The following is a 20,467-nucleotide window of genomic DNA, read 5'->3' on the forward strand; positions in this document are numbered from 1 at the left end:
CCAATGATTCGTTTTGTCTTTTAACTGGACAAAATTTCAGGAGAAGTAACTGTGACTATGACCCTTTCTGCAAAATCCCGCGCTTTGATGTGCCTAACCGCTGGTGCCCTGGTACTGGCTGGCTGCGAAAAATCTGCGGAAGGTCAGGTCGCTGCGGTCGTGAATAGTGAAGAAATCACGTTGCAAGAGATTAATGCTGCCCTGAATGAAACGAATATTCCCGAGGGTGCAGACAAGAAGAAACTGCAACAAAATGCGCTCCAGCAGATTGTTGAGCGCCGGTTGCTGGCACAAGCGGCAAAGGAAAGCGGCATTGATCAGGATCCCGCTTATTTGATCCGGCAACGCCAATTGAGTGAAGCGCTGCTTGTTCAGATGTATGCCGATAAAGCTGGCTCCACGCTGAAAGTACCGGACCAGGCCGCGATTGATCGCTATACGGAAGCGCATCCTTTCTCTTTTGCCAATCGGACAGTCTATGCCGTGGACCAGATTATATTCCCCTCACCTGCCAATCTTGGCGATCTCAAGAAGCTGGAAGTTGCCAACACGCTTGAAGACGTACAGAAGATATTGACAGAAATGGGTATCCAGTTCGCCCGCAAATCTGCGCAAATGGACTCTGTTCAGGTCCCGCCTGCCATGATGGCGCAAATTGTATCTCTCGATCCTGGGGAGCCCTTCGTGATTCCGACCGGCGCAACGGTGACGGCGAGCGTGATCAAGGCACAGCAAAAGGTGCCCTATAATGCCGATCAGGCCGGTCCTGTTGCCGTAAAGGCCATTCGGAACGAAGAAATGGCCAAGATCATGAAGCAGCGTCTTGCCGAAGCTAAAACCAAAGCTGAAATCACCTATCAGTCCGGATTTGAACCGGCCAAGGACGCAGGCGAAACTGCGGAGACTCCAGCTGCAGTACCAGAAGCCGTTGAAGTCCCTGCGGGCTAGTTTTCTGATACTTTCCGACGAACGACGAGACTTGCGGCTAGCACAAGCGCCGGAAGCAAAATAAACGCGTTCAAGAGCGCGTCTGTTGCAGCGATAATAACAACAGTGGAGATCGCAAAAGTCGGTGGAAGGGTAGCGCCTTCTTTCTCAGAAATGCTGGTTTCCTCCGGCTGCCCGAACCACCTTGATAATATGGCAGCGATAGGCGAACCCAATGCCAGCAGCAAACCGATAAGGCCGAATTGTCCTGCCAGCAATAACGGGAGACCCCAAGGCCGTCTGCCCAATTCCGTCCACCAGTCCCATTGACCGGATCCGGCAACCAGATTTTCCCGGATCACCGGGATAGTCTTTTCGTCCTGCGATATGCGCCAGGATAAAGAACTGCGACCTGAAGTCCGTAACACACTCAAGGCAGTTTGCCCTACCGCTGTTTCCTTTGCCAAAGACCTTAACGGTATGACGCCGCTGACATAGACAGTCGCTCCGAGCAATAAAAGAACCAGACCCGGAATGGCAATTTTTCTCAGATGGCGAAGAAATTGTGAGAAATATAGTGCCGCGATACCGACCAACATCAGGAATATGGCGCCGATCGATTGTGACGCCATGGCGAGCAGAAACAAGATAATCGCAGGCCAGACCCTTGTTCTTTTGCCGCCTTCCACTGGTGTTGATCTATACCGCCATATCGCTAAGACCGCCATAGATGCCATCCACAATCCATATTGATTGCCATCCTCAAACATCATCAGCGGTCGATATCCGATATAGCGCTCTGCTCCGACTGCTGCGAAAGGATGCGCGCCGTAGAGCAGTTCATATAGCCGAAGACCAGACATCCCTTCGATAAGCGCAAAAGGGACAAGCAAGAGCGTCAGTCCAATCAGAATATCAATCAGAACGCACTGCCCTTCCCGATCCCGATAATAAGCGCGGCCCAGAAACCAGGGAATGGCCCAGACACCCGTAAGATAGAGACTGGATTGCCATCCGACTGGGCTTGCGTCGACAAATATTGTTTGCACAACTGGCCAAAGACACCATCCTAGCATTGGCACATCCACTAGCGTCGGGCGAAAGCGAAGCAGGGATCTGCCATCAAATAAAAGCGCACCAGTCAGGGCTGCCACACTGGCAATCCAAGCTTTGGAAATCAGCGCATCGCTGGGCAGCGCGGTTGTAATAATCCAATAGGGCGACAAGGCGGTCGTCCCGGCAAAATGGGACTGCATGGCAGGATAATGGGATACTGGAAGGAATAACAAGCCAGCAAAATAGACTATTGCTACCGCTTGAACTGGACGCAATATCGCAAAGCAAGCTATTCCTGTCAGGAAGAATGCGATATAGATTATTGATATTGCATCCATAACTTCACTCCGGTCCCACAGGTGCAGGTCCATTGCTATAGGGTTATAAAATTGAAATGTCGCTATTCGATAATCCAACCCAAGCCTTTGGAATAGTCTTTTTCTCCTTCGCAGCGCTGAGCTGCGCCTTCGCGATGCGTATTGTTTTCTGGCGCTGGCTGGCAGTTCTATATCTGCTATTTGCAGCGGAGATTAGTTTGGGAGGGCGACACTTTTTCCATCTCAAAATGAATGACGTCATGCAATCAGTTGGAATCTACGCCGATCGCGCAATTGTCCAGTGGATACTGATAGTGGCGGTAATATCTGTCCTTCTTCTGTTTCTTTCCAGATACCGTGATTCTCTGGGCTCGATCGGTTATGTTGCTTTGTGGCGTAGTACTGGAGGGGTTGCGACCGGTTTACTGTTGCTATTATTCGCTACCGAACTGATCTCGGTCCATGAAATTGATGCTTTTATATACCAGACCGTGTTCGGGGTTATGCTGATTGGATGGATGTGGGCCACCTTGGCTATGGTGGTGGCCTCGGCCGCGTTCTTCGACCAGCGCCGGTCGAGATATTCCGCAAGTGATAAAGCACAAGACAAAGAACCCGTTTGATTTCACCGCCGAGTACGGTAACGCGTCAAGGCAATTCAGGGGTTATGGGACAGTCATGAGATTATTATTCGCTCTACCGGGATTTCATCGGTACGAACGCGGCGCTGAGGTGGCATTGCTGTCGGTTGCAGCGCAGCTTGCCCGAACTGGTGATGATGTTACCGTTATTGGGTCCGGTGAAGCCAAGCCGGATGATCCCTATAAGTTTATTCATGCTGGCTCGGTTCGCCGGGAGAATTTTGAAAAATTCCCATTTTTGCCACCTTTTCGAAGCGAAACTGTTTACGAAGAGGCCACATTTGCACCGAACCTTGCCCTGAAATACAAGCCTGCAGACTATGACGCGGTGCTGACTTGCTCTTTTCCGTTTACCAACATGACACTGCGCCGCCCGACCGTCGGCGGGAAAAAACCGCTAAACATATTCGTGACACAAAATGGCGAATGGCCCGCGATTTCCAACGATGCAGAATATCGTTTCTTTTCCTGCGACGGCTTGGTTTGTACCAATCCGGACTATTACGAAAACAACAAGGACAAATGGAATTGCGCAGTTATCCCTAACGGTATCTCAACCGACCGATTTCAACTGGGGCCGGGTGACAGGGCCAAACTGGGCTTTCCAGAAAATCAAAAAATTGTCTTAATGGTGAGCGCCCTAATCCCAACAAAAAGGGTGATGGATGGAATTCGGGCGGTTGCACCGATGGAGGACACACATCTTGTTGTCGCCGGTGACGGGCCCATGCGTGACGAGGTCAAGGCGTTGGCTGCAGAATTACTACCAGATCGCTTTACCCAGTTGACGGTGACACCGGATCAGATGCCCACGCTGTATCAATCTGCTGATGTTTTCTTGCATCTGTCGCTACTAGAATCCTTCGGCAACGTGTTTCCAGAGGCCATGGCCTGTGGTCTGCCGATTGTGGGGCATGACACACCTCGCCTTCGCTGGATCGTTGGCGATGATGAGTTTCTTGTCGACACCCAAAAAATACCAAACATCACTCTGGCGCTAGCAGAAGCGCTTGCTGCTAGAGAAGCCTCACCAGCACAAGTATCGGAACGCGCAACCAGCTTCGCTTGGTCAAATATTGCTGATCAATATCGTGATTTTTTAAGCGGTTTGCTGCGGGATCGCACCTAGGCAGGAATGGTATCCAGCTGTTCGAAATAAGCAATGGTCTTTTCCAGACCTTCCTTCAATTCAATCGTTGGTTCCCAGCCCAATTCAGATTTTGCCAGTGTAATATCCGGCTGACGCTGCTTCGGATCATCCTGCGGTAACGGTAAGTCGATGATTTTCGATCCCGAATTCGTCATCTCAACGACCAGCTCAGCTAACTCACGAATGGAAAACTCGTTAGGATTGCCGATATTCACCGGGCCGGTGAACCCTTCCTTACTGTTCATTAGCTTCATGAGTCCGTCGACCAGATTATCAACATAGCAAAAGCTGCGGGTTTGGCTGCCATTTCCGAATATTGTAATATCTTCGCCACGAATAGCCTGCATGATGAAGTTTGAAACAACCCGTCCATCCGATGGGTGCATGCGTGGGCCATAGGTGTTGAAAATGCGTGCGACCTTTATCTCGATGCCATGTTGACGATTATAGTCGAAGAAGAGCGTTTCTGCGCATCGTTTGCCTTCATCATAGCAGGAACGAATACCGATCGGGTTCACATTGCCCCAATAATCTTCGGTCTGCGGGTGAACAACAGGATCGCCGTAAACCTCACTAGTCGACGCTTGCAAGATCCGACATTTCAATCGTTTGGCCAGGCCCAGCATATTGATCGCTCCGTGGACGGATACCTTGGTCGTCTGCACGGGATCATGTTGATAGTGAATTGGCGACGCCGGACAGGCGAGATTGTAAATCTCGTCCACTTCAACAAAAAGTGGCAAGCAAATATCATGGCGCATGAATTCAAAGCGCGGATGTTGGAGCAGATGCGCGATATTGCTTTTCGAGCCTGTAAACAGATTGTCAACGCAAAGCACCTCATGGCCTTGTTCGATCAACCGGTCGATCAAATGAGAACCGAGAAAACCGCACCCACCGGTAACCAATACACGTTTTTGTGAAAAATAATCGCGGCTCATCCCTAATCTCCGGTGAATCTAATGCGCTGTTCGATACAGAGCGCCACGATAGCTAGCAAGAGTGATGATATGTTTAAGACCGACCAATTGAAAATATTGGAAAATCTGAAATTTTCGTTGCAGAATATCGCCGTGACCATTGGACATGGTTTCGTTACTAAGCCGAGTAGCTTATAGTAGACCCGATGACAGAAAGAAGTTCGGTTATGCCCATTATTCGATCAGCGGTTGTAGTGATGGCTTTGTTTGTTTCTTCGGGCGCTATTGCCGAAACTGACCCGATTCCGCCAGGCGTTGAACTTCCACGCATAGCCAGTAATTTCGATATTGAAGCTGAGATGGTTCCTGCATGGGGTGCCGGCAATATCCCTCCGAGTTCGGCGCCTGATGTTGTAGGGGCTTTCCGTTTCTTGTGTAGTCCTGGCCAAATAAGCTTTGACGACCCAATTGTGTATCCCGGAGAACCCGGAAAATCACACCTGCATCAGTTTTTTGGCAATACGCTGGCAGATGCTCATTCTACTTACGAAAGTCTGCGCACGACTGGAGATAGCACTTGCAACAATCGGTTGAACCGTTCTGCCTACTGGATGCCAGCAATGATGAATGGTCGTGGACAGGTTGTGAAACCCCATCATGTCAGCATCTATTACAAACGACTGCCAGCCTCATCTCTGGATTGTAGGGACCGCGTAGATCGATCGAAGCAGACATGCGTATCGATACCAAGAGGGCTACGTTTCATCTTCGGCCATGATATGTTGAACAAATCAGGAAAAAAGACCGGAAATGGTTATTTCAACTGTAAAGGCCCGACCGCAAAACCCGGTAAATACCCAGATATTGTCACGGCGGCCGAAAATTGCCCGCCAGGCAACCAGATTGGTGCACTGATCAATGCACCCAATTGCTGGGACGGAAAGAATCTCGACAGCAAGGACCATCGCAGCCACATCGCTTATCGTGTACGCGGAAATGACGGAAAGGCACGATGCCCCAAAAGCCATCCCTATCATATGCCAACCTTCACTCTGGCTGCCTGGTATGAAACCGACGAAACACTTGATGGATCGGGAAAGTGGGATCCCGATAATCCGAGTTGGCACCTTTCGTCAGACTATATGCCGGGAATGAAGCCGGCGAAACCCGGCACCACGTTCCATACGGACTGGTTCGGCGCGTGGGACGACAAAGCGCTTGAACTATGGATCGCGCATTGCATTAATCGAATGCTCAATTGTTCCGGCGGGGATATGGGTAATGGCAAGCAACTGAAACTGACCAACGGGTACAGGAACAATGGCAAACAGAGAATTTTCGATCCTCCGCCAACGCCACAAAATCAAGATCACAATCATGGCTCTGAAAATCAGATGAGCCATGTGGAAGCTTCTGGCTCATGATCAGTTTAACCGCCGGTCTGACCGGCCTGTCTTGGTTGATAGCCGCACCGTTTCTTTTGCTATTCGGCATATTTATCATGGAGGTCGCCGCAGGCATATTCCGTACTGGCAAGGATATGGGTGATCTCACTAGTTCCAGAGAAAAACCTCTAAAAATCGCGATACTAATACCTGCACATAACGAAGCATCGATCATATCTCGCACAATCAGTGCGCTTATCTCCGATGTTCCTGCAGAAACGAAAATATTGGTTGTCGCCGATAACTGTACCGATGATACACCATCAATTGCCCGGGCCGCTGGAGCGGCGGTGGTAGAGCGGAACAATTCAGAACTGCTCGGTAAGGGTTATGCATTGGCATTTGGCAGGGATGCGCTTGCTATGGACCCTCCGGATAGCGTTATCGTACTTGATGCCGATTGCACCCTTGGCAAGGGCAGTGCAGTCAAACTGGCGCACGCCGCCAATCGCCTTTCGGTTCCCGTACAAGCGACGAACCTGATCCATAGCGCTTCGATAGCTTCACCTGTCGTGCAAATATCGAATTTTGCAATGTTGATGAAAAATCTAATCCGTCAGCGCGGAATGACACGACTTGGAGGCGCGGCTCTGCTGACCGGTACGGGTATGGCATTTCCCTGGTCGATATTTGCAGATGCACGGTTGTCCAGTGGTGATCTAGCAGAAGATCTCGCACTGGGCATTAATGTTACAAAACAAGGGAATACACCCGTTTTTCTAGAGTCAGCAGGGGTATCGAGCGGAGCTGCGGCAGAAGAAGATACCCTGGTCCAGCGCACCAGATGGGAGCACGGATTTCTCACCACAGCGCGGGTTCAGGCTCTCCCTCTTGTCATCTCAGGTTTGCGGACATGGTCCAGACCGCAGGTTCTTCTGGGATTGCATCTCCTCGTTCCGCCGCTCGCCTTGTTGTTCGCAAGTGGGTTTACCCTAGTCATCACCACTGGCCTTTTGACATTGTTGGGTGCCTCCCCCCTGCCCTTCCTAATTCTTTCGATCACGCTGACAACCGCGGCGACGGCGACGATCGCGGTCTGGCTCCTAGAGGGGCGCCGAACATTATCGGCCAGTGCATTGATCCGGATACCATTTTACATATTGTGGAAAATACCTGTCTATCTCAAACTGTTCGGTGGAAGTGAGACGCGTTGGATACGCACACGGCGCTCTGGAGAAAAAAATAGTTCAGGTTCAGTGGACGAATAGTCTATTTGGGACCGATCAGGTTAATTTTTACCAGATCCATTGTGATCGATGAATATCTTGAAAATTCGGGGTCCCTCAACCAGATAGCGTCGCCATAGCCGCGATGGCTCGCTAAGTAGACGAAAAGCCCATTCCATACCGGCTTTCTGGATCCAAACTGGGGCACGCTTTTTGGCCGAAGTAATAAATTCAAGAGATGCTCCGATGCACAGACCTACACCTCTACATTTGCCCGATTTCAGACATTGATGGGCAATAATCTCACTTTGCGGCGCTCCAATGGCAAACAGAACATAGTTTGCATTGGCGTCTTCAACAAAAGTAACGATATCTGCCATTGCTTCAGGATTGTTCAGCACGCCCATTGGAGGAACATGCTGGACATAGTCAGGAGAAGGATAAAGTCTCGAGATATCCGTTAGTAAACCGGTGTCGCCGCCAACAATCGCAACACGGTCTGCGGATGTCAGTTCATGTTGAAATAGGGCTGCAGTAAGGTCGCTGCCAGGAACTACGGTCAGACTAATGCCTGCAAAGCGCGCCAGAGCGCGAACAACCCTACTGTCGCACAAGGTGAGAGCGGCCGCATCATAGGCCTCTCGAAACAAATCGTTTCGCGGCTCCGAAATGTCGGGGTAGAGGGTCACAAAATGATCAACATTTGGCGTAACCACGTACGAAAAATTGCCCGCATGAGCCAGATTAGCTACCCTGTGAATAGCCTGTTGCAGGTTTAGCGGAGCCATTTGAATGCCCAAAAAGGGAATTGTAACTAAGTCCTCCGCGGGCATGGTCAACTGATCAGAAGAGGCACCAATGTCTGATGTCATTGCAAACGCCCGAAAAGACCACGTGTCGGCGGCGTACCGGGCGGCAAATCTATCGCAAAAATTACTCCTGCTATTTGTTCACCCTTAAGGGCATCCAGCTTACAGCTGTCCAGACCGGCCTTCTCGCAAGTATCTCCGTAAAGACGCCAGGCGCGGATGGATGCAGGCGTATCCCGCGCATAAGTGCGTGTCGCCGCGATCGCCCGCCCCCGATCGCCATTCTCAATCAAGAACCGGCTATAAGCTCCAAATAAAACAGGATCTTGCGGGATGAGCTTGACGGCGTCTGCAAACACCCGCTTGGCTCCGTTTCGTTCATTTTTCGCGACATAAACATCTGCCAAACTGAGATAACCCGGCACAAATTTTGGATTGTCCCTGATGATTATCTGCGCATCATTGATGGCTTGCGCAAAGTCTTTCTTTTCCAGACTTTGCTTGACCCGGACCAGCAGAGCATCAGCATTGGTTTCATCATTCTCCAAGAGGACCGAGGCCATGTCATAGGCTTCATCAGCCTCGCCGAGTTTTTCAAGAGTTCGGGCAAAAAGAGCTCTGGGTTCTGGCCAGAAACCGGAAGACACAGAGCGCAGAATGCGCCTCGCCTGTTCAGGCTTATCAACCGCCAGCAAATAGCGGGCAATTGCAACGCGAGATTCCAGCGAACCTTCTTGCGAAAGAAATTCCACAAGATTTTCATTGAGTGGCTGCGGGTCATATTCGAGCCACAAGCCGGTCATCATGGTCAATGGTCGCTTTTCATCCAGATTGTTGCGGAGCATCTCTTCAATAAGTGCTCGAGCCTGCGCAATATCGCCCGATTTATAGAGGGTATTGGCATAATCAATCCGTAAGGCCATATCATCGGGTCTGTGAACCAACAACCTTTCAAAGGTCGCTTTCATTTCAAGAAGATTGCTGGTTTCACGATAAAGCTCGATCAGTGTCATATCGACGCCTTGTGAATATTTCTTGTCGGGCGACGTCTTTTGCAACATTGCGATAGCATCAGCCGGATTACCGGTTAACGCCATTGTCCTGGCCTTCAAAATAGTCCCAGCTTCATCACCAGGTCGAGCTACCAAAATGCGTTCGGCAAAACCCAAAGCTTCTTCATGCTTCCTTCTCACCAGTGCGATGAGACCCTTGGTTAACATGGCTTCAGGCAGTTCGGGGGAAAATGAAAGCATCGCATCGGCAGCGCGCTCGGCATCCTGCAGGTAACCAGTCTGCAGCCCCAATTGTGAAACGGCTTGCAATGCCTCCGGATTTGCAGCTTCCAGTGACAAGGCATCTGAATAGGCCAGAAAAGCATCGCGCGGGCGTCCGGAGGCCAGCTCTATCCTCCCTTTTAGGATGTGCAGACTGGGAATATCATCACGTAGCGCTATCGCTTCGGTTATCGATTTGCGCGCTTCATAGAAATTTCGCTCGTCGAAATATTGCTGCGCGACGGTGCCAGCTTCCATTGCGTTTTCGGCAGAAGATCCACATGCTCCTAGCAAAGACACGAAAAATGCCGCCGCAATTGTGGCGTTAATCTTTCGAATCGGTCTTGTTAAGGATATATTGTGTCGTATCATGATACATATGTGTCACAGTTGAACTGGCTAAATTGTGGGATATTTCCGTAAAAATTGCGGTTAAGTGAGATGGTCCGATGCGAATAGCTATGTTTTGCGGTGGCAAGGTTTAATATTAGGTTATATAGCACTCCGCTGTGAAGTTGAAATGATGGATGAGTAATATCAATGAAGAATCTAATATTGGCCATGATATTCGCGCTGGTCTCTGTTCCCGGCTATGCGCAATCCAATCAGCCTGCTCCTGATTCCGCTACGGCCCCAGCTACAACGCAGACAGCTTATCGGATCAATGCTGGTGACGACATTGAAGTTTATGTTTGGGGCGAAGAACGTCTCCAGCGGCAAATCCGCGTATTGCCTGACGGCACTTTTTCATTTCCGCTCGTTGGACGGATCGAGGCTGAAGGCAAATTACCATATGAGATTGAGTCCGTTGTCAGCAAAGGATTAGAGAACCAATATCGGGGACAAGTGCCGCAAGTAACTGTGTCGGTAAGCTCACCTACGGGAATGCAGTTTTCGGTCATGGGACGTGTGAATTCACCCGGCAATTTTTCACCAGGTCGCTACATTAATCTGCTGGAAGCCCTAAGTATGGCTGGCGGACCCAGTCAGTTTGCGGATCTCGATGGTATATCGATTGTCCGCAAAACCCCACAGGGCTTGACCACGGTCAGAACCAGACTGGGTGGACTTTTTAAGCGGAGTGGGGCGGCAAACGCTGTATCAAAACGGGCCATTCCGAATATTCAATCTGGGGACACGATCATCGTGCCATAAAAGGGCATTCTTGGGGGAAGGATAAAATCTTGCATAGATCTATTTATTACAAAAGCCCGCTGACATTAGCGGCAGGTAGCCTGCTTTGCGCAACACCAGCCATGGCAGAGACAACTTTCGTCACTGATGTATCCGTAGGTGCTGGCGCTTCAACCAACCCTTATCTGGAAGATGGACCGGTAGAATCAACAGCAAGCGCATCAATTAGCGTTGCGCCAAGCCTTGTCATTACAGAGTCTGTGACAACATTCAAACTTCGCGGATTTGCGCGGCTTGAGGAATATGAAGAAGATTTTCGGACGAATAATGCCTATGGCGTGAGCGGTAGTGTCGAACATGGTCTGACAGACAGAACAGATTTGCGCGCCCGTTTGGGGTATAGCGGCAGCATTGTCGGGATTAACGACGCCTTCTTTAATCCCCCCGATGTTGTCGACGATAATTTTCTTACGCCGATTGCGGATGATATAGCCTTGAACGGTCTAAATCAGCGGCGGCATAGTTTTCAGACCGGCATCGGAATCTCGCATAGCTTCTCCCCGCTCGACAGCATTAGCGCAGATGTGGGAGCAACAGCTATTCGCTTCAGCGGCTCGGGCGTGCAAAACGAGTATAATTTTTTCAACCAAAATATCGGTTATTCGCGAGTTCTGTCTGACAGAACTTCTATAGGAGCGTCGCTTGGCCTTGGCGAAGTCAATTATCTCGGTCAAAGGCAGGGTGATTCAACCATTATCACACCGACGGTCAATATTACGCACCAGATATCAGAGGATTTCACGATTACTGCTTCTGCAGGTGTATCGTTTTCGGATGCGAAAAACCTGATTGGATCAACGAAGTCCTCTGATCTGTCAGCATCATTTAGTCTCTGCCGTACCGGAGAAACAAACAATCTATGCCTCGGTGCTAGCCGACAAACTTTGCCTACATCCTTTGACGGCGTTCGTTCGCAAACATCCTTCACCCTTGGGTATAGCCAGACCCTGAATCGCACGGACAGCGTGAATTTGAACCTGGGCTATTCGCGGTCCTCCAACTCCATTCAGGGATTGTCAGACGATTTTGACTATCTGCGGAGTTCAGCGACCTATAATCATAAATTCTCCGAAAGATTTACGGGGTTTGTATCTGCAGGCTATTCCGACTCTTACCAAACGGGTATAAACCGGCGAGCGAATACTCAGGTGAGCATCGGCATCAGACTAAAATTTGGTAATAATAGATGAACTTAGACAATCTCGACGATCAGGAATTTGATGGCGGTAACTTTCTGTCTCAAGTGCCGGTTATTATCTGGCAGCGCAAGTGGCTGTTAGTCATTCCCTTTCTGCTATGCTTGGCTGCAGGCATCGCAGCTTATTTCCTGTTGCCGACCGTTTATCGTTCGCAAGCTATTTTGCTCGTGCAGTCCGCGCAATTGCCGGACGATGTCGCTGGTGACGGCGCAAATGAGATAGTCGACCGCAGGATCGCAAGAATCCGACAACAGGTACTCAGCCGTCCAGGCCTGATCGATCTAATCAACAAATATGAACTCTATCCTTCGGAAAGAGGCAGCGACCCGCTTTCCGAAATTGTCGGAAATATGCGCGAATCTGTGTCAATCTCGCCAATGTCTGCAGATATTCAGCGCAGCGGCCGCGGACAAAGTTCGACGATCGCCTTCGCCCTCGCCTTTGAATATTCTGACCCGGTGAAAGCCCAGAGTGTTGCTCAGGATTTGACCGAGCAGGTTCTGCAACTGGATTCCAGTGTGAGCTCTGAACAGGCCAGCAGTACCGAGGAGTTTTTGACGGATCAGGCGGCGGGCCTTCAGTTACAGATTCAGGAACTCGAGAACCAGATCGCAATGATCAAGGCTGAAAATGGTAGCGTTCTTTCCAATAGCGGAATGATGGTCGGCGGCGGCAGTGGTGGATATGATGTTCAGATCGGCGCACTACAGAGAGAAAATTCACAACTCATTGCACAACGTGACGATGCGCTGAAATCCTCTAATCGCGATCCCGTTGTGGCTGGTGCGGAGCAACAGCTTGCTGGTGCAAAAGCCGTTTATTCAGACAATCACCCCGACGTAATCATTGCAAAACAGCGCTTGGAAGAAGCAAAAGCTCTGGCTGAGCAGAACATTTCCAAGCTGCCAGTCGATACAATCAATCAGCAAATTGCGTTCAACAATTCGCAGATTGCAACGCTGCGCTCAGCGAAGGCGTCCGACAATGCCCGGATGTCTGCTTCACTCAATGCTCAAGCACAGGCACCCTTGGTATTGCAGCAGATCAATCAATTGCAACAAAGACTGAATGGCCTGAACGAGCAATATCAAACAGTGTCCGGTCGGTTGCTCGCAGCACAAGCTGGCGTGAAGGCGGAAAACGAGCAGATGGGCGAGCGGTTATCGGTTATCGATCCGCCCGTTATTCCAGATCAGCCATCGTCACCAGATTGGTTGCTATTGGCCGGTGGCGGTTTGGCGTCCGGCCTTGCGCTTGGTTTCTTGCTGGTATTCGGAACCGAATTGTTTCTTCAACCCATTCGCGATCCCAAGACCATTTCAAACGCGTTGGGAGCCGCGCCCTTGGTCGTTGTACCGACCATTAAAGAGGAAAATGAAGAAAAAGCGGGCTGGACTTTCTGGCCCTTTCGGCGCCGCGAAGCCCATGCTGACTAGTTTTTAATCCAATCCCATTATTTTTGGAAATTATTCTGTGTCCAACACCATTGAAAAACCAAACGACTTCGCTGCCCCTGTAGTCATTCCGCATCCTGCGCAACTTGACGCCCTAATGCCGGTAGACGATACGCTGGAAACAAATCACATTGTCGGCTTTGATGGCAATGATATTCGATCACGGCCTTTTAATTTGTTGCGCTCCCAAGTTATCAAAACGCTGGAAGCCAACAACTGGAAGCTATTTGGATTGACATCCGCTACTCCGGCTGCTGGTAAGTCGTTTCTATCCTTGAATCTGGCTGCTGCATTATCGCGATTGTCAGATAAAACAATCTACCTGTTCGATCTGGATTTACGGAGGGGATCACTTGCTGATGCTCTGGGTATTGAAGGCAAGGTTGGTCTGGGTGAATTTTTATCCGGCAAGACTGATGATCTGCATTCTGTTGGACATCGGGTCGGCGACGGTAATCTGGCACTTTTCCCGTGCTACAGAGTGAAAAGCAATTCAGCTGAGCTGCTCGCGAGTAAACGCTTTGAAGCCCTAATGGCGGCAATCAAGAATCTACCAGATGATGTTATCGTTATTTGTGATTTGCCACCGGCTTTCGCAAATGATGATACAATTATGATTGCTCAGTTTCTTGACGCATATATGCTGGTTATCGAACAAGGCATCACGACCAAGAAACAGATGAACAATACCGTTTCACTTTTAAATCCTACACCTTGTTTGGGAACTGTTTTAAACCGCTATGTAGGCGGATTGATAGATCCTTATGGTTATGGCTATGGAAGCGGCGCTTATAACAAATATTATTCTGGCTGATATTCTTCCGCCTCAGCGGAAATCAGCAGTATATTGTCGGACAGTCGATTCTGATATCGGTTTCTTGGGCTTTCCTTCTCCAATTGAGAAACGCGCCGCTCTGCCGATCATAATTGGAGCACCCAAATAGTCCTCAACAACATGATAATGTTCTCGATCGCGATAATCATCAATGTAGATCGCGGTGATCCCCCCCATTTTCTGGGCGTTGAGGGCAGTCGCTAGTGCGCAAGCGACACGAAATCTGCCGTCAATAAGAACCATGTCAGGAAATGAAGTTGATTTCGCAATGTGAGTGAAAGGGATTTTTGTATAGTTTCTCCAAATTTCCAAGCGCTTAGCCGTTGGCCTAGTAAATACTGGATACCCCCATTCTTCAGTTATCCCAATATCACATACAACGATTTTTACTGGGGCCTGCGCGCCCAGAACTGTTCGCACTGCTTCTGCAAACTTCGAATCTGATTCGACTGAGACTGTTTGGACGCCGGCTCTCGCTGCCAGTACCGTGGATGCCCCGGAACCAAATTCCAGATAGAAGTTGGCCTTAGCTATTTCAGTGGTGAAGAGTTTTTCAAACTCGGGATCAAAGGCCGGCTTATCCGAAATGGTAAGATTGTGACCTGCACCGGAAATGCGAAATCCAATAAACCGCCAAAGGGCGCTGAGGTCACGGATAGTTTGCGGAATCTTCGACATATCAGGAAGCTTCCTACCACAAACACTTTAGAATTAGATTTACTCTTTCGTTCATTTGCATTCTGCCTGCATGGCGTCAAGCAGCGGCATTTACATTTGTTAGGATATCTTTGGTATTAAAGAAAAAAGCCAATCGACAGGGGTTTCGGACTGTGTAAAGAAACATCTGGTCGCGCTTGGATATTAGTGGAGTTTCATCTTGGCATTGCAACAACTCAATTCCCTATGGGTCGGCAACAAGCTGAGCTATTTGGAACGACTTTGTTTAACATCGGCCTTGGCTGTTGGTCATGAATTCACACTCTGGTCTTATGAACCGGATCAGCTGGAAGGTGTCCCAGAGGGAATCGAACTGCGCAACGCTGCTGACGTGATGCCACGCGAACGACTACTCACCTATGCAGATACCGGTTCTGTCGCATTGGGTGCAAATTTTTGGCGGTATGAGCTGTTGGCCAAAGGGCTCGGCTATTGGGTCGACATGGACTTTTATTTCCTCAAACCGCTCGATTTTTCAGAGGATCATGTATTTTGCTGGGAATATGAAGGTTGGGTCAACAATGCAGTACTTCTGGCCCCTGCCAACTCTCCTATGGTTTCAGATTTAAACTCCATACCGCAGCCAAATACACGACCGCCATGGTTCGGGCCGAAACGGTCGCTAGCTTTTTACTGGCAAAAGCTGACCAAAGGTCCAATCGGATTGGATGAAATGCCATGGGGCACCTATTCTTCAGGCCTCGTCACACATGTCATTCAAAAGAATAAGATTGAGCATTTTGCAAAACAACCATCTGTCTTTTATCCTGTCCGATGGAAAGATGCGCGAGCGCTTTATGAACCCGCTGAAGTAGTGGAAGATATGCTCGAAGATGACACTGTCGCTGTCCATATGTGGCATAGCCGTCTCGTAGGACTGTTTGACAAACCGCCGTCTCCGGGTTCCTATATCGATCTCGCATGCAAAAAACATGCGATTGACACTTCTTACTAAACAGTAGCTTCGATTACCGGTTGAGCGCGCGTTTTACTTTGCGTGCCGAAGCAACAACACTGCGGACAACTGGAATTTTGTCGAAGAACCGTAACTCCGCAATGTCCGTTCGCGATGGCCTTTGGTTACCCAAGGCCGGTTCTGCAAACAAAGTCTCAACATGGGGAAATGCACGCCGATACCAAATATATGCACCATCAATCGGCGGATGGATCCCTTCATAGCTGAGATTTTTGAGATAATCAGCCAGATGTGCTGCGGTTTCAGCGGAAAAGCCCATCATATGAGCCCCAATGATATCACTGTTGAGAAGATCGGACGGATCGGAAGCTTCATAGCCACCATAGAATATCGACCATTGCTCTGGCGGTAAGTAGGATTTGGCCTCGGCAATAAAGTCGCAATCATCTTCCAATATCAGAACGCGGTGATTGTTAGTCGCCGCTTCATCAAGAATTGCCAGATGGCTCTGAAAAACACCGCGTGCACCGGGTGAGCTAAAGGTCCCAGGATCATCAAACTGAAACGCCTTGAAAAATGCGACACGTGGATCATCCAATAGGCCTATGCGTGCCAGTTCGCTTTCCATTTCCGCGCGCCGATCGGTGCGGTATGGCAAATTGATGATCCTGATACTGTCAAATTGATCAAATATCACACTGGCTCTCCTTGCCCATCTGCGCTGACTTCAGATCGACGATGCCCCGCTATCGCATCAGAAAAGAGCTCCGGTAAAGGAGATACCGCAATTTCTATATCAAAATAGCGTTTTATCGTTTTTTTGGCCTCCAAAACCATCGCTTTGGTTCTGGTTTCTTGGGTCAAGCTATCAGCCAATGCCTTTTCCAACCCATTCCAATCCGCAGGATGGAAGAGTAAGCCGTTCACACCATCCTCTACCAATTCCGGCACACCGGCAATCCTGCTAGCCACAACGGGAACACCTTGAGCCATTGCTTCCATCAACACAACCGGTAACCCCTCCATGAAACTCGGCAAAACCAACACATCGGCCCGAGCGATAGCAGCAAGAGTTTCGGCTTCGGACTTGCGACCGAGGAAATTGACAAAGGGATCCACACCCAGTTTCTTGCATTCTGCCTCAATCAAGGATTGCTCTGGCCCGTCGCCGACCAACGACAGCTCAATATTCTGGCCTTTGTTCCGCAGACCTGCAAAAGCCTTTAACAGTCCGGGGAGGCCCTTCTCGCTGGAAAGGCGCGCGACACAGATAATCTGCTTCGGTTCATCTTTTGTAGTTCCTCCACGCAGCGGCTCTGTCTCCGGCGGCAGTTCATCCAAGGCAATACCGCAGCGCACAGTGTGAAATTTATCCCACTGAGAGGGCCCACAAATCCGCATAGCCTGTGCACGTCCGAACCAGGACACGCAGGCGACAAACTTAGCGGCAGCGACTTTTTCAGCAAGCAATAGGCCCGCCGGATAGTCCGTTTCCGAAATGCCGTGGAGAGTCAGGCTCCATGGTATCCGGTTAAAACTCGCAGCCAACATTCCGACATTGGCCGCTGAATTGGCAAAATGATTGTGAAGATGCGCAATCCGGTCCTTTTTGAGTTGCGCCGCTAGTGTAATGCTCTCAGCAAAATGGAAAAGTGACCATAATAGCGCTTTTGCGCCAGGAACCCTGTGACGCAATGCTTTGCCCAGGGTTTTCATATAACGGACGGGACTGCGAAGTAGGGCCCCAATATGGGCTGTTAAATAGGTGCCAACGCCCTGCCCCAGCACATAAAATGTTTCACTCTGTGCTTCGACATCTGGAGGGCTGTCCAGCCCCGAAACCGGTTTTCGGATGCTGTAAGATAATATATCCAGACCATCTTTACGAAGTTGCACAATCTCGCGCCGAATAAATGTGTGTGTTGGAGCTGGATATTCGCTGGTGAGATAAGCGATCGGTTCTTCGGTACCGGCAGTTTTAGCTATTGCTTCTTCCTGTTTTTCTAGCGCGTTCATTTATAAAATATCGTCCCACCCTGTTGCCCTTTGAGAATGCGGGCAATGAATCGACTTATACCTAATGTTTCTCCGAATTTTCCAACCATGTTCAGTACGGCCAGTTTCCAGGAAAATAACTCATCGCCCCCTGTTCGGATTGCCATTCGGGCAATCTGTCCCGCATAGAGCAAGGGTAAAAACAACAGTATATAGGGGCTGAAGAGAGCCCCGATGACCAGCATTGCTGGCAAGAGGACCGCCCAGAAAAGTGCGCGGATGACCTCGCGTCGATAGAGCGGGCCTATGGTTTTGGTCCGCGCTTTATTGGTAGTCCAATAGACTTGTGCATAACCAAATCCGCTGCGCACCGCACGTAACCACCATTGCCGGAAGTGAAGCATTGCGGCGTCATGGATCGTCATGGGTTCATTTATTCGCCAGATACGAAAGTTCTTCTCTCGCAGGCGGCTGCAAAGCTCTGGTTCTTCTCCAGCGATCAACCCGTCATCATATCCGTCAACAGCGACAAAGGCGGACACACGCATCAGGGCATCACCTCCGCAAGCCTCACTTTCGCCCACCGATGTATTCCATTCCCGGTCGCATAGCTTATTGTAGAATGAGGCTTCAGGAAAACGCTCCCGACGACGACCGCAAACAACGGCCGCATCAGGATGCTGATCCAGAAAAATTATGGAAGCTTCAATCCACCCTGCTTCCACTTCGCAATCCCCGTCGATAAACTGAACATAGTCCATATCTGGCGCAATTGCCTGAAGCCGTGCAAAGCCCTCATTCCGGGCCCGCGCCGCTGTAAATGGCTTTGTCAGGTCGAGATCAAGCACTGTGGCACCCCGGGATGCGGCCGCAGCAGGGCTTCCGTCCGTTGATGCGGAATCAACATATACGATTGGCAATCCGTATGGTGTCAGCGATTCAAGACATCTTATCAGGCGCTCGCCTTCATTGCGTCCAATAGCGACAACCCCGACACGGCCGTTAAAAAGAGATGGCTTTGCGTCACCCATTGACGATACTCCCATATGCCATCCAGGCATCAAAATCCGCGACAATGCCCAATTGTGTAAAAATCAGACGCCAGACAATAACGAGTAGCACAAACAGGCCAAGCAGTGCGATATCCTGCTTAAGAAACGAAAGTCCCTCTTTCCACTGTGAAACCGCTAGGGATAGATAACGGAACAGGTCCGCTACTGCTATGACACATAAAGCAGCGGCGAAGCCGGAATAGATAAGCGCCAGCGGAACACCTGTGACCAACCACAGTAATTTACCGAAATTCGCCTGTGCGCTATGCACAGACTTTCCAATTCCGAGCATGAATGCTTCACCCATGGTCGATAGAATCGAAAACCACGCGCCAGCCATCAAGATGGGCAACATGAAGGCAGCAGCAATATAACGATCATCATAGAGCAACAAAATTATAAGATCAGAGAGTGCTACAACCAATGACAACCCGCACGCCGCCGCAGTCAGCGCTTTAAGGCGTAGTCCAGCAATGGCAGGGCGCAGCTCGGAGCGATCCTTTGCAAAAGCCGCTACCTTGGGAAATATCAGCATATTACCGACGCGCTGGACCAAGGCGCCTATCATATCAGAAAATGTCCTAGCTATGCCGTAGATACCAAGGATCGCAAACGGCACTTCCTTTGCAAAGTATAGGCGGTCAAAATTCATCGCCAGAAAAAACACTATGGAAGATGCAAACACCCATTTGCCGAATGATATGATCGCTTTGATATGATCGCGGTTTATAGTGATCCGGTGCATCCGGAAGTCGATCAGAAAAAAGCTGGTTGTCGTCGAAATACCGGTCGCAATGATCAAGCCGGCAACCAGAGCCCATATCGTTGGTGAATAGAGCGCGAGCGCAATATGCACGATGGCCGATGCCGCTGCCATGCTCATATCAAATATCGCGATGGTCTTGACGGCTTGCCGCTTCTGCAAAACATAGCGGGACGGTGACTGGAAACCTGTCAATAAAAACACGGCGGCGATAATCGGAACGATTTCGCTCAATTCGCTGCTGTCATAGAACTGCGCCAGTGGATTGGCTACCAAGAGTGCCAGAGCAAACAACAGCAATCCACGGATAATCTGGATTGTCCACGCTGTGTTGAAAAAGTCTGGTTCAGCGCCATTGCGGTTACTGACAATATTCTGACCAATACCGATATCGGACAACAGTTCAACGCCGGTACGAAAAGTGTTGACGATCACCATGATACCAAAAAGCTGCGGCGCGAGCAGACGTGCGAGAACGACATTGGTAAAAAGTCGCAATGCTTGCGCTGCTCCATAGGAACCAGTGACCCAGCCAATCTGGGATATCATTTGGCGAGAAATCAGTGTCATTCGTAAGTTCTTGCCCAATCCCCCATAGTGACTGATGCCCTACCGCAAGTTGAGAGGCTGTACATCA

19 protein-coding genes are annotated in these 20,467 nt (G+C 49.8%); 10 read left to right on the forward strand and 9 right to left on the reverse strand.

Annotation, left to right across the window (positions count from 1 at the left end):
• Positions 1-57 precede the first annotated feature (57 nt).
• Entirely contained in the window at positions 58-948 is an 891-nt protein-coding gene (locus tag DG177_RS02330) for an EpsD family peptidyl-prolyl cis-trans isomerase (protein ID WP_108810016.1), read from the forward strand.
• On the opposite strand, the gene DG177_RS02335 is transcribed toward DG177_RS02330, so the two are convergent.
• Positions 945-2,321, reverse strand: coding sequence for a hypothetical protein (locus DG177_RS02335; protein WP_108810017.1), 1,377 nt, complete (start codon positions 2,319-2,321; stop codon positions 945-947). The two genes, DG177_RS02330 and DG177_RS02335, sit on opposite strands and share 4 nt — an antisense overlap.
• Positions 2,322-2,377: 56 nt before the next feature.
• On the opposite strand from DG177_RS02335, the gene DG177_RS02340 reads away from it, so the two are divergent.
• The gene (locus tag DG177_RS02340) at positions 2,378-2,923 is read left to right on the forward strand and encodes a hypothetical protein (RefSeq protein ID WP_108810018.1); all 546 of its coding nucleotides are present in this window, start codon (positions 2,378-2,380) and stop codon (positions 2,921-2,923) included.
• Positions 2,924-2,978: 55 nt separating this feature from the next.
• A complete protein-coding gene (locus tag DG177_RS02345) occupies positions 2,979-4,070 on the forward strand; it encodes a glycosyltransferase (RefSeq protein WP_108810019.1) in 1,092 nt (363 codons plus the stop codon).
• On the opposite strand, the gene DG177_RS02350 is transcribed toward DG177_RS02345, so the two are convergent.
• Complete coding sequence (locus DG177_RS02350; protein WP_108810020.1) at positions 4,067-5,032, reverse strand: GDP-mannose 4,6-dehydratase; 966 nt, start codon at positions 5,030-5,032, stop codon at positions 4,067-4,069. The two genes, DG177_RS02345 and DG177_RS02350, sit on opposite strands and share 4 nt — an antisense overlap.
• A gap of 206 nt (positions 5,033-5,238) precedes the next feature.
• On the opposite strand from DG177_RS02350, the gene DG177_RS02355 reads away from it, so the two are divergent.
• Positions 5,239-6,435, forward strand: a complete 1,197-nt coding sequence (locus tag DG177_RS02355; RefSeq protein WP_337658443.1) for a DUF1996 domain-containing protein — start codon at positions 5,239-5,241, stop codon at positions 6,433-6,435.
• Positions 6,432-7,664, forward strand: coding sequence for a glycosyltransferase (locus DG177_RS02360; protein ID WP_108810022.1), 1,233 nt, complete (start codon positions 6,432-6,434; stop codon positions 7,662-7,664). Before DG177_RS02355 ends, DG177_RS02360 begins: the two co-directional genes overlap by 4 nt.
• Before the next feature lie 20 nt (positions 7,665-7,684).
• On the opposite strand, the gene DG177_RS02365 is transcribed toward DG177_RS02360, so the two are convergent.
• On the reverse strand, positions 7,685-8,494 hold the full coding sequence (locus DG177_RS02365) for a WecB/TagA/CpsF family glycosyltransferase (RefSeq protein WP_108810023.1): 810 nt from the start codon (positions 8,492-8,494) through the stop codon (positions 7,685-7,687).
• Complete coding sequence (locus DG177_RS02370) at positions 8,491-9,963, reverse strand: tetratricopeptide repeat protein (RefSeq protein ID WP_337658444.1); 1,473 nt, start codon at positions 9,961-9,963, stop codon at positions 8,491-8,493. Before DG177_RS02370 ends, DG177_RS02365 begins: the two co-directional genes overlap by 4 nt.
• Before the next feature lie 282 nt (positions 9,964-10,245).
• Here DG177_RS02370 and DG177_RS02375 point away from each other — a divergent pair, with 282 nt between their 5' ends.
• From DG177_RS02375 to DG177_RS02390, 4 genes are read left to right on the forward strand one after another with little or no spacing between them, the layout of a single operon-like run.
• A complete protein-coding gene (locus DG177_RS02375) occupies positions 10,246-10,860 on the forward strand; it encodes a polysaccharide biosynthesis/export family protein (RefSeq protein WP_337658445.1) in 615 nt (204 codons plus the stop codon).
• A gap of 29 nt (positions 10,861-10,889) precedes the next feature.
• Positions 10,890-12,089, forward strand: coding sequence for a hypothetical protein (locus DG177_RS02380; protein WP_337658446.1), 1,200 nt, complete (start codon positions 10,890-10,892; stop codon positions 12,087-12,089).
• Complete coding sequence (locus DG177_RS02385) at positions 12,086-13,534, forward strand: lipopolysaccharide biosynthesis protein (RefSeq protein ID WP_108810026.1); 1,449 nt, start codon at positions 12,086-12,088, stop codon at positions 13,532-13,534. Before DG177_RS02380 ends, DG177_RS02385 begins: the two co-directional genes overlap by 4 nt.
• A gap of 37 nt (positions 13,535-13,571) precedes the next feature.
• The gene (locus tag DG177_RS02390) at positions 13,572-14,366 is read left to right on the forward strand and encodes a CpsD/CapB family tyrosine-protein kinase (RefSeq protein ID WP_108810027.1); all 795 of its coding nucleotides are present in this window, start codon (positions 13,572-13,574) and stop codon (positions 14,364-14,366) included.
• 12 nt (positions 14,367-14,378) lie between these two features.
• Here the strand turns inward: DG177_RS02390 and DG177_RS02395 are convergent, their stop codons facing one another.
• Positions 14,379-15,065 (reverse strand): hypothetical protein, encoded by a 687-nt coding sequence (locus DG177_RS02395; RefSeq protein ID WP_108810028.1) that lies wholly within the window; start codon positions 15,063-15,065, stop codon positions 14,379-14,381.
• Between the two features lie 199 nt (positions 15,066-15,264).
• Between DG177_RS02395 and DG177_RS02400 the strand changes: the two genes are divergently transcribed.
• On the forward strand, positions 15,265-16,059 hold the full coding sequence (locus DG177_RS02400; RefSeq protein WP_108810029.1) for a hypothetical protein: 795 nt from the start codon (positions 15,265-15,267) through the stop codon (positions 16,057-16,059).
• A gap of 13 nt (positions 16,060-16,072) precedes the next feature.
• On the opposite strand, the gene DG177_RS02405 is transcribed toward DG177_RS02400, so the two are convergent.
• Genes DG177_RS02405 through DG177_RS02420 form a run of 4 tightly spaced genes read right to left on the reverse strand, consistent with a single transcriptional unit; the run spans position 16,073 to position 20,400 of the window.
• Positions 16,073-16,717, reverse strand: a complete 645-nt coding sequence (locus DG177_RS02405) for a hypothetical protein (protein ID WP_108810030.1) — start codon at positions 16,715-16,717, stop codon at positions 16,073-16,075.
• The gene (locus DG177_RS02410; RefSeq protein WP_108810031.1) at positions 16,714-18,036 is read right to left on the reverse strand and encodes a glycosyltransferase; all 1,323 of its coding nucleotides are present in this window, start codon (positions 18,034-18,036) and stop codon (positions 16,714-16,716) included. Before DG177_RS02410 ends, DG177_RS02405 begins: the two co-directional genes overlap by 4 nt.
• Complete coding sequence (locus DG177_RS02415) at positions 18,033-19,046, reverse strand: glycosyltransferase (RefSeq protein WP_108810032.1); 1,014 nt, start codon at positions 19,044-19,046, stop codon at positions 18,033-18,035. The genes DG177_RS02410 and DG177_RS02415 overlap by 4 nt, the downstream gene beginning before the upstream one ends.
• Positions 19,039-20,400: an oligosaccharide flippase family protein gene (locus DG177_RS02420; protein WP_108810033.1), complete on the reverse strand. Its 1,362-nt coding sequence runs from the start codon at positions 20,398-20,400 to the stop codon at positions 19,039-19,041. Before DG177_RS02420 ends, DG177_RS02415 begins: the two co-directional genes overlap by 8 nt.
• Between the last annotated feature and the right edge of the window lie 67 nt (positions 20,401-20,467).

The organism is Sphingorhabdus sp. Alg231-15 (assembly GCF_900149705.1).
Lineage (GTDB): Bacteria > Pseudomonadota > Alphaproteobacteria > Sphingomonadales > Sphingomonadaceae > Parasphingorhabdus.

Coding starts and splice junctions, on each gene's coding strand:
- DG177_RS02330 (WP_108810016.1), top strand. CDS start 58: ATGACCCTTTCTGCAAAATCCCGCGCTTTGATGTGCCTAACCGCTGGT.
- DG177_RS02335 (WP_108810017.1), bottom strand. CDS start 2,321: ATGGATGCAATATCAATAATCTATATCGCATTCTTCCTGACAGGAATA.
- DG177_RS02340 (WP_108810018.1), top strand. CDS start 2,378: ATGTCGCTATTCGATAATCCAACCCAAGCCTTTGGAATAGTCTTTTTC.
- DG177_RS02345 (WP_108810019.1), top strand. CDS start 2,979: ATGAGATTATTATTCGCTCTACCGGGATTTCATCGGTACGAACGCGGC.
- DG177_RS02350 (WP_108810020.1), bottom strand. CDS start 5,032: ATGAGCCGCGATTATTTTTCACAAAAACGTGTATTGGTTACCGGTGGG.
- DG177_RS02355 (WP_337658443.1), top strand. CDS start 5,239: ATGCCCATTATTCGATCAGCGGTTGTAGTGATGGCTTTGTTTGTTTCT.
- DG177_RS02360 (WP_108810022.1), top strand. CDS start 6,432: ATGATCAGTTTAACCGCCGGTCTGACCGGCCTGTCTTGGTTGATAGCC.
- DG177_RS02365 (WP_108810023.1), bottom strand. CDS start 8,494: ATGACATCAGACATTGGTGCCTCTTCTGATCAGTTGACCATGCCCGCG.
- DG177_RS02370 (WP_337658444.1), bottom strand. CDS start 9,963: ATGGAAGCTGGCACCGTCGCGCAGCAATATTTCGACGAGCGAAATTTC.
- DG177_RS02375 (WP_337658445.1), top strand. CDS start 10,246: ATGAAGAATCTAATATTGGCCATGATATTCGCGCTGGTCTCTGTTCCC.
- DG177_RS02385 (WP_108810026.1), top strand. CDS start 12,086: ATGAACTTAGACAATCTCGACGATCAGGAATTTGATGGCGGTAACTTT.
- DG177_RS02395 (WP_108810028.1), bottom strand. CDS start 15,065: ATGTCGAAGATTCCGCAAACTATCCGTGACCTCAGCGCCCTTTGGCGG.
- DG177_RS02410 (WP_108810031.1), bottom strand. CDS start 18,036: ATGAACGCGCTAGAAAAACAGGAAGAAGCAATAGCTAAAACTGCCGGT.
- DG177_RS02415 (WP_108810032.1), bottom strand. CDS start 19,046: ATGGGTGACGCAAAGCCATCTCTTTTTAACGGCCGTGTCGGGGTTGTC.
- DG177_RS02420 (WP_108810033.1), bottom strand. CDS start 20,400: ATGACACTGATTTCTCGCCAAATGATATCCCAGATTGGCTGGGTCACT.